The sequence below is a fragment of the Actinokineospora sp. UTMC 2448 genome, from assembly GCF_024760565.1.
Classification (GTDB): domain Bacteria; phylum Actinomycetota; class Actinomycetes; order Mycobacteriales; family Pseudonocardiaceae; genus Actinokineospora; species Actinokineospora fastidiosa.
Map to the genome: position 1 here is coordinate 4,559,990 of NZ_CP031087.1, position 12,828 is coordinate 4,572,817.

Sequence of the window (12,828 nt, forward strand, 5' to 3'; positions counted from 1 at the left end):
CCCTTGATGGCCCCTCCCGGTTCCGAGATCCTTGACCGTCGAGAGGCATCCGACCCGAGCCGGAGGCGCCCCGTCGTGGACATCGAGTTTCGGCACCTGCGGCTGGTGGTCGAACTCGCCGACGCCGGGAGCACGGCGCGGGCCGCGGCGCGGCTGGGGATGGCCCAGGCCGCGCTCGCGGCGCAGCTCGGCCGGATCGAGGCGCGGCTGGGCGGGCAGCTGTTCCGGCACGACGCCCCGGGCGTGGCGCTGACGGAGTTCGGCGAGGTCGTCGTGGCCAAGGCGCGGCTGATCCTGAGCGACGCGCGGGAGTTGCGCGGGTTCCACCCGGACCGGCCGCGGCCGGAGCGCGCGCCGCCTCGGCTGCGGCTGGCGTCCTACCCCAGCTCGCCGCTGACGGCCCTGGCGCGCGGCGTCCGCGCCCTGCGGCCGGACACCGGGATCACCGCCAGCACCGAGATCTCCTGCGGGCGCATGGTCGACCTCCTCGCGGCGGGCGAGCTCGACGTCGTCCTGCTCAGGGAGATCATCGGCAACCCGCTGCCGCTCCCCCGCGGCGTGCGGACCAGGGTCCTGCTGCCCACCGACCCGCCGTTCATCGGCCTTCCCGCCGACCACCCGCTCGCGGACCTGCCGGAAGTCCCGCTGGCCGCACTCGCCGACGCTGAGTGGATACTCTCGGCCGACCCGGACGACCCCCTCATCCCGGCCTTCCTGGCCTGCTGCGCGCGGCACGGCTTCACACCCGACGTCACGGCCCGCGCGGGCGACAGCGGGCACATGGCCGAGTTCGTCGCGGCGGGCAACGGCGCCTGTCTCGTCGCCGCCTCGTCGACCCCGAGCCCGGGCGTGGTCATCCGCGCGTTGACGGGCGCGGAAGGCATCCATCGCCGCTGGCTGCTCGCGTGGCGGCCCGGCCGAGGGGCCGACGACCTCATCGACGCGATCCACCGGCTGGCGATCACCGCCTTCCGCGACTGCTATCGGCGGTGCGAACACGCGCGCTCGTGGTTCGCCGCACACCCCGGGGTGTTCCCCGGGTTCTGACTCAACCCGCCGCGATCGCCGCCCGGACCGCGGGGGCGATCTCGTTCGCCCAGCGGCCGAGCGAGGCGCGGTCCTGCGTGCCGCCGGTGGGCGAGAACAGGATGAAGCCCGACGCGCCGTGGTCCAGGACGGCGCCGGTTAGCTCGTCGACCCACTGCTCGACCGAGCCGCCGATCCAGCGGCCGTCCGCGTCGCGGGTGGCGGCCAGCGGCCGGTCGGTGATGCGGCCGGGCAGGTTGTAGACGGTGCGGACGTCGCGGGGGTCGCGGCCCGCTGCCGCCGCGGCGGCGTCGATGACCGGCCGGGACGTGCGGTACCGCTCGCTGAGCCAGTCGGCGGCGTGGCCGGGGATCCACCCGTCGGCAACCCGGCCGGTGGCGGCCAGCGACTTCGGCCCGTTCGACCCGGTCCACACCGGCGGCGCGGCGACGGGAGCGGGATCGATGCCGTCCACCTGGTAGTGGCTCCCCCGGTGGGTGACGGGCGGGCCGCCGCCGGAGAGCTTGCGCACCAGGACGATCGCCTCCTCGAAGGCGTCCACCGCCGCGCCGGGCGAGAGCCGGGGCACGCCCATGGCGGTGATCCGGTCCCACAGCCCGCCCGCGCCCATCCCGAGGACGATCCGGCCGCCGGACAGCGCCGACAGCGAGGTCACCGTCCGCGCGAGCATGGGAGCGGGCCGGGTCGGCAGGTTGGTGACGTTCACGAAGCCGGAGATGCGGCTGGTGCCGCCGAGCAGGAACCCGATGGCGGCGTAGGCGTCGAGCCGGTCGCCGAAGTACGGGTGGTCCGACAGCGACACGACGTCCAACCCGTCGCGGTCGGCCTGCCGCGCCATGGCCAGCAGCTCCGCCCCGCCGTCGACGCCGCTGTGCGCGCCGAAGCCGAAGACGACGTCCGGTACCGACATAGCCCTCACACCTTTCACCGAAGTTCGTACTGCGAACCATATTGGTTCGTAGTACGAACTTCATGGCAGTGTGGCGGGCGTCTCAGCGGGCGTCCGGCTCCCCGAAGACCTCGGGCACCGCGTTGTCCATCACGACCCGGCCGAGCAACGCCGCGAGCGTCTCGCGCTCGGCGTCGTCGAGCCGCGCGGGGAGGGCGTCGACCCGGCGGCAGGTCTCGGCGTAGAACCCCTCGGCGAGCGCGGCGCCGCGCCGGGTGAGCGCGACCCGCACCGCCCGCAGGTCCTCGGGGTCGGGTTCGCGGCGCACCAGCCCGTTGCGCTCGGTGCGGTCCACCAGCCCGGTGAGGCTCGACTTGGCCAGGCCGAGGGTCGCGCCCAACTCGCCCATGCCGTACGGACGCGCCATCAGCACACACAGCAACTGCCCCTGCTGCGCCGTGAGCCCGTGCTCCCGCGCCGACTCGGCGTAGACGGCGTTCACCAGGAACGCCGACCGCACGAGCGCGGCCACGACCCCGATCCGCCCGTCACCCTGCTTGCCCATTCGGCCAGGGTAGCGCTTAATTCGCGGCACGAACTAAGCGTCCGCATCGGCGCGGTCTACGCGCTGGACCGGATCGCGACCAACGCTCCCGCCGACCGCGGCACCATCCCGTTCATCCTCTGCGCCTACCGGCCGGACTGGACGGTTCACCGGGTGCGGAAACGGCTAGGGCCTGCCGCGGTCGAGGAAGCAGCGGACCGCGGGCTGCGTGGGCCAGCGGGCGGCGAGGCGCAGGCGCAGGCCGCGCAGTTCGTGGCTGATCGTGGTCATCGGGATGGCCGTGGCCTCGGCGAGGACCGGGGCGGCGATGGCGACGGCGGCCTCCGGCTGGCCCGCGCAGGCGTAGCAGTCGGCCAGCCGCAGGGCCAGCAGCACGGTTGCCGGGCGCAGGTGGGCGGGGACGACGGCCAGGGAGTGCTCGGTCGCCGTGATCGCGGCGTGGGCGACGGCGCGGTCGGCGGTGGCCGCGGCGATGTCGCGCAGCGCGCCGCCGATGCCCGCCTCGACGTGGACCTGGCCGTGCACGCCCGCGAGCCAGGGCGCCTCCCGCTCGTCGTCAGCGGTCACGCGGTCGAGGTGGCGGCGGGCGGCGGCGATGTCGGCGCTGGTCTCCCGCAGGTCGCCGAGGAGGGCGTGGCCGCGGGCGCGGTACAGGTGCGCGAGCGCCGACGTCCACGCCCGGTCGGGGGCGATGGCGGACAGGGCGTCGGCGTAGGACACGGCACTGTGGCCGTCGTCCTCCAGACGGGCCAGGGAACCCATGTCGCACAGCAACGCGGCGCGCAGGCTCGCGTCGTCGCACAGCGTCGCCCAGTTGAGGGCCTTGCCGTACAGCGCCATCGCCGCGCCGTGCTGGCCGGACAGCGTGCGCAGCTGACCGGCGAGACCGGCGTACCGGGCCGCGAGGTGGAACAACGCGGGCCGGTGCGCCGCCGCCGCGGGCGTCAGGGAGCGGACGATCAGGTGCAGCACGGCCTCGACGGCGGTGTGGATGCCCACCGGCCCGTGTTCCTCGCCGATGCGCGCGTACACGGCCAGTTGCGCGGCCAGGACGTGGATGACGTCGCCGCCGGTGTCCCCGGGCTCGGTGGTGAACGCGGTGTGGATCGCCGTCGCCGCGTCGGCCGGGGGGATGGCGCAGCCGTCGTCGCCGTGCAGCGGGCAGGTAAGGCCGTGGTGCGGCAGGCGCGCGGGCCAGCGGGCGGGCTCCCACGCGACGCCGAGCGCGCCGGGGGCGGCGAGCCCGCCGGGGAGCGGCGCGGGCGAGCCGACGCCCGCCGCGCTCTCGGCGTGGTACCGGGCCAGCCGCCCGTCCGCGCCCAGGACGGCGTCGATGCGCTGGACGAGGTCGGGCGGGGGCTGCCGGTCCCCCGACTCCCACCGGCTGACGACGCTGTTGTGGTAGCCCAGCTCGGCCGCCAGCCGGGCCTGCGACAGGCCCGCCAGCTTGCGCCAGTGCCTGAGGACGCCGCCGAAGCCGGGGCCGTCCGGGTCGCCGTTCAGCTTCGCCTCCCGTCGCGAGGGTGGGGACGAGTGTGCCCGACCGAGGGGGTGACCGGTAGCGGGCAGCCCGCCCGGCCGGAAGGCACGGCCGGGCGGGCTTTTCCTCTCCCTACGCCCCTTGATCTGGGGACGTCTTGATCAAGGGGACGTCTTTGCTCAGGGGACGTCGTAGCCGAGCGTGTAGGCGCCGGTCCCGCTGTAGGAGTGGACGCGGTAGCGGTAGTAGCCCGCCGTGCCCGTGTAGGTCAGCTCCTCGTCCGCGCCGGGCGAGGTGGAGCGGGCCACCGTCGACCAGCCGTAGCCGGTCCACTTCTGCAGGTACAGGTCGAAGTCCGTGCCGTCGGGACCGTCGAGGCAGCCCGCGTGGGCGCCTGCGACGGTGGTGAGGAAGTAGCCGCCGTCGGGCTGGTAGACGCTGCCGCCGGAGGCCAGGGTGCCGGTCTTGACCGTCTCGCGGCCGTCGCAGCCGCCGGGCGGCGTGGTGCCGTTGACGGTCAGCGTGAAGGTCGTCGTGCGGGTCGTGTCGGCGCCGACGGCGTTGACGGTGATCGGGTAGGCGCCCGCCGGGGTGGCCGCGGTCGTGCTGATGGTCATCGCCGAGGACTCGCCGGAGGTGACCGACTCGGGGCGGAACGCGGCGGTCGCGCCCTCGGGCAGGCCCTTCGCCGCCAGCGTGACGGCCTGCGGGTCACCGGAGACCGTGCTGGTGGACACCGTCGCCGTCACCGAGCCGCCCGCGTCGGTGGCGCCGGAGGACGGCGAGACCGACACGGCGAAGTCGTCCTCGGCGGGCGTGCCGCTGTCGACGTGGAGCAGCTTGTTCGGCGAGCCCGTCCGCGGGTCGGTGACCACGCCGGAGGTGGCGTCGGCGACCATCCTGTCGCGCACCTGCTGCGGGGTGAACGTCGGGTTGGCCGCGGTGATCAGCGCCGCGACGCCCGCCACGTGCGGGGAGGCCATGGAGGTGCCGCTGGCGGTGGAGGTGGCGTCGTCGGCGGTCCACCACGTCGAGGTGATGCCCACACCCGGGGCGAACAGGTCCAGGCAGCTGCCCCAGTTGGAGAACGACGCCCGCCGGTCGGTCTTGTCGGTCGCGCCGGTCGTGATCGCCTCCGGCGTGCTGGCCGGGGACTTGGTGCACGCGTCGGCGTTGTCGTTGGCCGCGGCGACGGCGAAGGTGACGCCGTCGCGGATCGCGGCGGAGACGGCGTCGTTGAGCGCCTGGTACTTGCCGCCGCCGATGCTCATGTTGGCCACGGCCAGCTCGCCGGGGTCGTGGTCGGCGGCCACCCAGTCGATGCCCGCGATGATGTCGCTCCACTGGCCCGAGCCCTGGCAGTTCATGATGCGCACGCCGACGAGCGTGGCGCCCTTGGCGATGCCGTGGGCCGTGCCGCCGACCGTGCCCGCCACGTGGGTGCCGTGGCCGTGGCAGTCGCTGCTGTCGTTGTCGTCGTCCACGGTGTCGCGCCCGTGCACGGCGCGGCCGCCGAAGTCGTTGTGCGTCACGCGCACGCCCGTGTCGAGGATGTAGACCCGCACGCCCGCCCCGGTGTTGGGGTAGGTGTAGGAGTTGTCCAGGGGCAGCGCGCGCTGGTCGACCCGGTCCAGGCCCCACGACGCCGTCGGCGACTGGGTGCCCACCAGCCGTGCCGTGTGGTCCTGTTCGACGTAGGCCACCGACGGGTTCGCCGCCAGCCGCCGCGCCGCCGCCTCCGGCAGCGAGACCGCGAAGCCGCGCAGCGCGTCCCGGTAGGTGTGGGTGACGGCGCCGCCGTACGCCTGGGCCAGGTCGGCCGCCCGCGCCTCGACACCGGCCGCGGAGACCGCGGTGTCCTTGAAGACGACGATGTAGGAGTCGGCGATCGCGGTCGCGCCGCCAGCGGACCGGATCTCGCCGGTCGCCGCGGCGCTGGTGGGCGCCAGCGTCAGCGGCAGGGCGACGGCGGCGGCCAGGATCGCGGCGCGCCGGGCCGTGCGGTGGCCGTAGCCGCCGCGCCGGGTGTTGTCGTGCATGTCTCGGTTCTCCTTACTCGACCCGCTCACGGGGAGGGGTGATGCGGACGCGCCCCGAGGCAGGGTGTTCGGGGGCGCCGCCCGCGGCCGGGCGCAGGGGACCCGGCGCGGGTGGGCGAACCGTCGCAGCCCCCGCGATCGGCGGGCAACGGCGGGACCGAGGGGCGCAAAGAACCGGCAAACGGCACCCGGAACCCTTACCGCGCGTGACCGTTCCGCACCCGGACGCTCGACATCGCGTCACGGCGACTGTCAAACCGCGGCAAGGGGTTCACAGGTAGGGCTTGGTGATCAGCTCGATGGCGTGGCCCGCGGGGTCGAGGAAGTAGACGCCGCGGCCGCCGTGCTCGGTGTTGGTCTCGCCGGGGCGGGTCATCCCCGGGTCGGCCCAGTGCTCGACTCCCGCTGCGCGCAGGCGGGCATGGGCGCGGTCGAACAGGTCGTCGTCGAGCAGGAAGGCGTAGTGGTGCAGCTGGATCTCGTCGACACCAAGCAGCTCCGCGAACTGCAACAGCACGCCGTCGTCGAGCAGGATGTTGGTGAACGGGCCCCACGACGGCGCCTCGGGCAGGTCGAGCAAATCGCGGAAGAACCGGCAGACTCGCCGCCGTCCTTGGCGGGGATGATGGTGTGGTTGAACTTCACGGGCACGGCGGGTCTCCTAGGGCAGCGGTGTCGGGGCGATGCGGGCGAGGGCGCCGGATTCCAGGGCCGTCCACAGCGCACCGTCCGGGCCGAGGGTGATGCCGTGGGGCTCGGAGCCGGGGGTCGGCAGGTCGTGGACGGTGATCTCGCCGTCGACGGTGATGGAGCCGACGCGGTTGCCGCCCCATTCGGTGAACCACAGGGCGCCGTCCGCGCCCGGGGTGATGGCGTGCGGGCGGCCGGCGCGGTCGGGCAGCGGGAACTCCCGCACCTGCCCGTCCGTGGTGATCCGGCCGATCAGGCCCGCGGCGATCGCGACGAACCAGAGCGCGCCGTCCGGTCCTGCGGTGATCCCGACCGGCGCGGCGGCCGGAGTGGGCAGCGGGTGGACGGTGACCGCGCCGTCCACGGTGATCCGCCCCACGGCGTTGGCCTGGTTCATGGTGAACCACAGCGCGTCGTCGGGGCCCGCCGTGATCGCCGAGGGGAACGCGCCGGGCCGCGGGAGCGGGAAGCCGATGACCTGCCCGTCGGTGGTGAGGCGGGCGATGCGGTCGGCGGCGGTCTCGGTGAACCACAGCGCGCCGTCGGGGCCGGGGGTGATGCCGAACGGCCCGCTGCCCACGGCGAACTCCGTGACCTTGCCGTCCGTGGTGATCCGGCCGATCCGGTCCGCCCGGTACTCGGTGAACCAGAGCGCGCCGTCGGGGCCGGGAGTGATGACGGTGGGCCCGCTGTCCGGGTCGAGCCGGTGGTAGGCGGGCTCGCCGCCGGGGACCAGGCGGCCGATCATTCCACTGTGGACCATCGTGAACCACAGCGCGCCGTCCGGTCCGGTGGTCACCGCGTACGGGCTGCCTTCCGCGACGGGGAACTCCTCGATCAGGGTCACTGCTGCCGCTCCAGGCTCGCCGCGATGCGCTCGATGTCGACCGGGGCGCCCGCCATGATGGTCCGGACGTGCTCGGTGATGACGTCGACGGGCCAGTCCCACCACGCGGCCCGGCGCAGCCGCTCCACGTCGGCGTCGTCGTAGCGCCGCCGGATGGGGCGGGCGGGGTTGCCGCCGACGATCGTGTAGGGCGGCACGTCGGCGGTGACGACCGCGCCCGCGGCGATGATGGCGCCGTCCCCGATCCGCACGCCGGGCATCACCGTGGCCCGGTAGCCGAACCAGACGTCGTTGCCCACCACGGTGTCGCCCCGGCTGGGCATGCCGGTGACGATGTCGAGCGTCCGCTCGGCCCACGCGCCGCCGAACATGGTGAACGGGTAGGTCGAGACGCCCATCGTGGGGTGCTCCGCGCCCGCCATCAGGAACCGCGTGCCCGAGGCGATCGCGCAGAACCTGCCGATGACCAGGCGTTCGGGCCCGTAGGCGTAGAGCACGTTGCGCTGCTCGAACGCGGTCGCGCCGTCGGGGTCGTCGTAGTAGGTGTACTCGCCGACCTCGATGGTCGGGGAGCTGATGAGCGGTTTGAGGAACACCACCCGTTCGTGCGCGGGCAGCGGGTGCTGGGTCATCGGGTCCGGTGTCAACTGTCCACTCCTGCTTCGGTCGGGACGGGGTCGAGGAAGCCGTAGCCCGCGCGGACGCGGGCGCCGTCGGTGACCAGGACGACCACGCCGATGATCACGGCAGGGCCGCCCTCCGGCGCCAGTTCCCAGGTGAGCCGCACCACGCCGTGGTGGCCGTCGGCGCTCCCGGCGGCCCGGTAGCCCAGGCCGGGGAACTGGCGCTGCGCGGTGGCGATCACCGCGTCGACGGCGGCGCGGCCCGCCGCGGTGGCGATCGGGTCGACGTGGACCGCGTCGTCGGTCCACAGCGCGTCGACGAGCGCCCGCCGCCTGGCCGGGTCGCGCTCGTTCCAGGCCGCCAGGTAGCGCCGGGCCACGTCGTCAGGGTCGGACATGGTCACCCCTCCTCGTGTCTCGATCACACGCTAGGGCCGGGGGCGGGACGCGGAATCCGTCACGCCCCGGTACTTCGGTGCGGGCGCGACCGTCCGGTTAAGTACTGTCGGGCCGTGTTGCGCGGTCGGGGTGCGGAGATATCGGTCATCGACGGGCTGCTGGCGGACTGCCGGGCGGGCCGCAGCGGGTGCCTGCTCATCACCGGGGAGCCGGGCATCGGCAAGACCGCGCTGCTGGAGCACGCGGCGGCGGCCGCGGCGGGGCTGCGGGTCGTGCGCAGCACCGGCGTCGAGTCCGAGGCGCACCTGCCGTTCGCCGGGCTGCACCTGCTGCTGCGCGGGGCCATGGACCGCGTCGACGCCCTGCCCGCCCCGCAGGCGCGCGCCCTGCGCGGGGCCTTCGGCCTCGCCCCGGCCGAGCCGGGCGACCGGATGCTGGTCGGCCTCGCCGTCCTCTCGCTGCTCGCCGAGTACGCCGACGGCGAGCCCGTGCTGTGCCTGGTCGACGACGCGCAGTGGCTCGACCGCGCCTCGACCGAGGCCCTGCTGTTCGCCGCGCGGCGGCTCGACGCCGAGGGCGTCGGGCTGGTCATCGCCGCCCGGACCGACTTCGCCGCGCCCGGCCTCGCCCACCTGGCGCTGACCGGGCTCGACGCGCCCGCCGCCGCCGCGGTGCTGGCCGACCACGCCGCCGCGCTGAGCCCCGCCGACCGGTACCGGGTGCTCGCCGAGGCCCAGGGCAACCCGCTGGCCCTGCTGGAGCTGCCCGCCGCCATCGCCGAGGGCGGGCCGGTCGCCGCGGGCGCGGCGCTGCCGATGACCGACGCGGTCCAGGCGGCGTTCCTCGACCAAGCGCGGCGGCTGCCCGAGTCGACGCTGCGCCTGCTGCTCGTCGCCGCCGCCGAGGACACCGGGGACCGCGCGGTCCTGCTGCGCGCCGCCGAGCCGCTGGGCTGCCTGCCGACGGACCTGGTGCCCGCCGAGGCCGCTGGCCTGATCCGGGTGGACACCCACACCGTGCGCTTCCGCCACCCGCTCGTGCGGTCGGCGGTGTACCGGGCCGCGCCGGTCAGCCTGCGCATCGTGGTGCACACCGCGCTCGCCGACGCGCTCGACCGGCCCGACGACGCCGACCGGCGCGCCTGGCACCGCGCCGCGGTGACCAGCGGCCCCGACGAGCGGGTGGCCGCCGAGCTGGAGGACACCGCCCAGCGGGCCGCCACGCGCAGCGGGTACGCCGCCGCGACCGCGGCCTACGAGCGCGCCGCCCGGCTGTCCTCGTCCGCTGCGGATCGCGCCCGCAGGCTCGTGCTGGCCGCGGAGGCGGCCGCCGAGGAGGGGGACGTCGACCGCATGGCCGACCTCGCCGCGTCCGCGCGTCCGGACGACCCCGCCCTGGCGGTCCGCGCCATCCGGGTGCGCGCCGCGGCGGCGTTCCACCACGGCTCGCTGCGCACGGCCAGCGGGCTGCTCACCGAGGCGGCGGCGCTCACCCCGGACCCGGCGGAGGCGGCCCGCGTCCTGCTCGACGCCGTGCACGCCGCCTGGTACCTCGGGGAGCGCGAGACCGCCGAGACCGCGGACCTGCTGGACGCCCTGCCGCTGCCGCCCGAGGACCCGCTGACCCCCGTCGCCCACCTGCTGACCTGGGCGGTGCGCTCCGCGATCGGCCGGGGCGACCGGGACCCGCTGACCCGCGCCGAGCGGGTCGACGCCGCCCGCCGCACCGGGTACGGCGGCCCGCACGACACGATCCTGGTCGCCGCGACCAGCCTGCAGGTCGCGGGCCAGGACGCCGAGGCGCGCCGGGTGGCGGGCGCGCTCCTGGCGCAGTGCCGGGAGAACGGGTGGATCGGCCGCACGCCGCCGGTGCTGGCCTGCCTCGCCCGGGCGTCGGTGTTCCTCGGCAGGCACCCCGACGCCGCCGACGAGGCGGGCGAGGCGCTGCGGATCGCGCGCGAACTGGGGCACCGGCAGTGGATCGCCGAGACCAGCGGCGTGCTGGCGTACCTGGCCGCGGTCTCCGGCGACGAGCGGGACTGCCACGCCTTCGCCGACGACGCGCTCGCCGCGCCGGAGCCCGACGCGCCGCCGCCCGGCCTGTCCTGGGCGCAGTGGGCGCTGGCCCTGCTCGACCTCGGCAACGCCCGGTGGGAGTCGGCCCTGTCCCGGTTGGCCGCCCTGCACAGCGGGCCCGTGCGCCACCAGCTGCCCGGCGCGCGGAGCGTCCCCGACCTCGTGGAGGCGGCGGTGCGGCTGGGCAGGCCGGAGGACGCCCGCGCGCCGCTCGTCCTGCTCGAGGACTGGGCGCGGCAGGCGGGCCAGCCGTGGATCGACGCGCACGTGCGGCGCTGTCGCGCGCTGCTCGCGCCGGAGGAGGACGCCGAGGGGCTGTACCAGGCCGCGCTGGGGCTGCATCCCGACGACCGGCAGTTCGAGCGCGCGCGGACCGCGCTGCTGTACGGCGAATGGCTGCGCCGGGCGCGCCGCAGGTCCGAGGCCAGGACGCAGCTGCGCGCGGCGTTCGAGGCCTTCCGCAGGCTCGGGGCCGTCCCGTGGGCGCGACGGGCCCGCGCCGAACTCGACGCGACCGGCGAGGCCGTGCCCGTCGCCGCCGAGGGGCCGCTGGCCGCCCTCACCCCGCAGGAGCGCACGATCGTCCGGCTCGCCGCCCGCGGACTGTCCAATCGGGACATCGCGGCGCAGCTGTTCCTCAGCCCGAGGACCGTCGGCTACCACCTCTACAAGGCCTATCCGAAGCTCGGCGTCACGGCGCGGACGGAACTCGGCGCCCTTGCCGAAAGTGAGGGACTTTCCGCCGATTCCCGGCTTGATCGGGTGCGCTAGGCTGGTCGCACCGTCGCCGACACCGGGGGCATCGTGACGAGTATCTACTTAGGACAAGGGCCGAACCCGGTGGAGCCCGACCTCGTCGAGCTCGCGCTCGGCCTGGTCGCGTTCCTGGTGTTGCTGGCCATCTTCACGAAGGTCGTGGCGCCCCGCTTCGAGCGCCTGTACGGCGAGCGGACCGCGCGGATCGAGGGCGGGATCGCCGACGCCGAGGCGGCGCGGGCCAAAGCCGCGCAGGCCCTGGCGGAGTACCGCGCACAGGTGAGCGCCGCTCGCGCCGAGGCATCGGCGATCCGCGACAGGGCCCGAGCCGAGGCCGAGGCCGCCCAGGCGCGGGTGAACGCCGAGGCCCAGGACCGCGTCCAGCGCCTGATCGACCGCGGCGAGGCCGACCTGGCCGCCCAGCGGGAGCGCGTGCTGGCCGATCTGAGCCCGGAACTGGGCCGCCTCGCCCTCGACCTGGCCACCCGCGTCATCGGCGAGCCCCCTGCGCAGCACATCGTGGACCGCGTTCTGACCGACTCCGACGCGGGCCGGACACCGCCCGCGCTTCCCCGCTGAACGGCGCCACAGAGGGGTCGTTTCCGGTTGGCTGGCACCCGGCCACGCTGGTCGAGGCGGCGGGTTACGCGGCCGCTCCGCCGAATCCGCCTGCCTCGCCACCGAGGAGGAGGGCTGCCCCGCGCTGCGGCACCCCGCTCGCTCGCCCACGGCGACGGTGACCAGCACAACCGCGCCAGCGGGAGCGAGCCGACACAGCACACCTCACTCGCACGGCGAGAGCAAGCAGCACAACCGCGCTGGAGTGGGCGAGCTGCAAAGCGACGGTAAGCACAACCGCGTCGGTGCCCGCGAGTTGGGGCACCACCTCACTCGCACATGGCGACGGTGAGCAGCACAACCGCGTCGGTGCGGGCGAGGACTCCGTGCCTGCGGGGTGGGACGGGGGCCAGGTGGCCCTCGGCGAGTTCCCAGCTCTCGTCCTGGGTGTGCAGCCGGACCTGCCCGCTCAGGACGTGCAGGGTCGCCGCCGGGGGCGCGTTGTGCTCGGCGAGTTCGGCGCCCTCGGTGAGCGCGATCAGGGTCGCCCGCTGCACCTGGTTGGACACCAGCGTCTTGGCGGCCCGGTGCGCGGGGGCGCGGCGGGCCTCGTCCAGCAGGGCCGCTGCCAGTTCGGTCACGGGTGCCACATCGGGGTGGTCGGTCACGCAACACGCTCCCATCCGCACGGGGTATCACGGCTGCGCTTGACGATATAGCCCCGGGCGGCATCGGGCTGGGTGGCGGGAAACCGCCGGGCGGCAGCGGTAACGACAAGATCGTCTTCGCCGACTGGGTGTACGGCGGTCCCGCAGGTCCGCCGTCGCCGATCCTCCGGAGAAACCCATGCCCACGCTTCG

12 protein-coding genes and 2 pseudogenes are annotated in these 12,828 nt (G+C 75.2%); 4 read left to right on the top strand and 10 right to left on the bottom strand.

Translation table 11 applies throughout. From position 1 onward, the window contains the following. The first annotated feature begins 75 nt into the window (after positions 1-75). The gene (locus Actkin_RS20800; RefSeq protein WP_258903885.1) at positions 76-1,047 is read left to right on the top strand and encodes a LysR family transcriptional regulator; all 972 of its coding nucleotides are present in this window, start codon (positions 76-78) and stop codon (positions 1,045-1,047) included. 1 nt (position 1,048) lies between these two features. Here Actkin_RS20800 and Actkin_RS20805 read toward each other — a convergent pair whose 3' ends face one another. The 3 genes from Actkin_RS20805 to Actkin_RS20815 form a co-directional block, all read right to left on the bottom strand. Next, positions 1,049-1,957 (bottom strand): LLM class flavin-dependent oxidoreductase, encoded by a 909-nt coding sequence (locus Actkin_RS20805; RefSeq protein ID WP_258903886.1) that lies wholly within the window; start codon positions 1,955-1,957, stop codon positions 1,049-1,051. Positions 1,958-2,039: 82 nt separating this feature from the next. Then, positions 2,040-2,501 (bottom strand): MarR family winged helix-turn-helix transcriptional regulator, encoded by a 462-nt coding sequence (locus tag Actkin_RS20810; protein WP_258903887.1) that lies wholly within the window; start codon positions 2,499-2,501, stop codon positions 2,040-2,042. Between the two features lie 165 nt (positions 2,502-2,666). Further along, complete coding sequence (locus Actkin_RS20815) at positions 2,667-3,533, bottom strand: NsdA family TPR-like regulatory protein (protein WP_258903888.1); 867 nt, start codon at positions 3,531-3,533, stop codon at positions 2,667-2,669. Between the two features lie 25 nt (positions 3,534-3,558). On the opposite strand from Actkin_RS20815, the gene Actkin_RS20820 reads away from it, so the two are divergent. Continuing rightward, a complete protein-coding gene (locus Actkin_RS20820) occupies positions 3,559-3,906 on the top strand; it encodes a hypothetical protein (protein ID WP_258903889.1) in 348 nt (115 codons plus the stop codon). Here Actkin_RS20820 and Actkin_RS32770 read toward each other — a convergent pair. From Actkin_RS32770 to Actkin_RS20845, 6 genes and pseudogenes are all read right to left on the bottom strand, one after another. Next, positions 3,861-4,127: pseudogene (locus tag Actkin_RS32770) on the bottom strand (helix-turn-helix domain-containing protein); the annotation flags it as partial. The gene Actkin_RS20820 and the pseudogene Actkin_RS32770 overlap by 46 nt on opposite strands. Positions 4,128-4,160: 33 nt before the next feature. Further along, the gene (locus Actkin_RS32655) at positions 4,161-6,020 is read right to left on the bottom strand and encodes a S8 family peptidase (RefSeq protein WP_309569076.1); all 1,860 of its coding nucleotides are present in this window, start codon (positions 6,018-6,020) and stop codon (positions 4,161-4,163) included. 271 nt (positions 6,021-6,291) lie between these two features. Next, positions 6,292-6,671: pseudogene (locus Actkin_RS20830) on the bottom strand (VOC family protein). 10 nt (positions 6,672-6,681) lie between these two features. Beyond that, entirely contained in the window at positions 6,682-7,557 is an 876-nt protein-coding gene (locus tag Actkin_RS20835) for a Vgb family protein (RefSeq protein WP_258903890.1), read from the bottom strand. Next, positions 7,554-8,189 (bottom strand): CatB-related O-acetyltransferase, encoded by a 636-nt coding sequence (locus tag Actkin_RS20840; protein ID WP_396122778.1) that lies wholly within the window; start codon positions 8,187-8,189, stop codon positions 7,554-7,556. Before Actkin_RS20840 ends, Actkin_RS20835 begins: the two co-directional genes overlap by 4 nt. Before the next feature lie 11 nt (positions 8,190-8,200). Further along, the gene (locus Actkin_RS20845; protein WP_258903892.1) at positions 8,201-8,578 is read right to left on the bottom strand and encodes a nuclear transport factor 2 family protein; all 378 of its coding nucleotides are present in this window, start codon (positions 8,576-8,578) and stop codon (positions 8,201-8,203) included. A 114-nt stretch (positions 8,579-8,692) separates the two neighbouring features. Here Actkin_RS20845 and Actkin_RS20850 point away from each other — a divergent pair, with 114 nt between their 5' ends. Continuing rightward, positions 8,693-11,425: a helix-turn-helix transcriptional regulator gene (locus tag Actkin_RS20850; RefSeq protein WP_258903893.1), complete on the top strand. Its 2,733-nt coding sequence runs from the start codon at positions 8,693-8,695 to the stop codon at positions 11,423-11,425. A gap of 33 nt (positions 11,426-11,458) precedes the next feature. Then, positions 11,459-11,989, top strand: coding sequence for a F0F1 ATP synthase subunit B (gene atpF, locus Actkin_RS20855; protein WP_258903894.1), 531 nt, complete (start codon positions 11,459-11,461; stop codon positions 11,987-11,989). A gap of 308 nt (positions 11,990-12,297) precedes the next feature. Here atpF and Actkin_RS20860 read toward each other — a convergent pair whose 3' ends face one another. Beyond that, positions 12,298-12,609, bottom strand: a complete 312-nt coding sequence (locus tag Actkin_RS20860) for a cupin domain-containing protein (protein WP_308425890.1) — start codon at positions 12,607-12,609, stop codon at positions 12,298-12,300. Positions 12,610-12,828 lie beyond the last annotated feature (219 nt).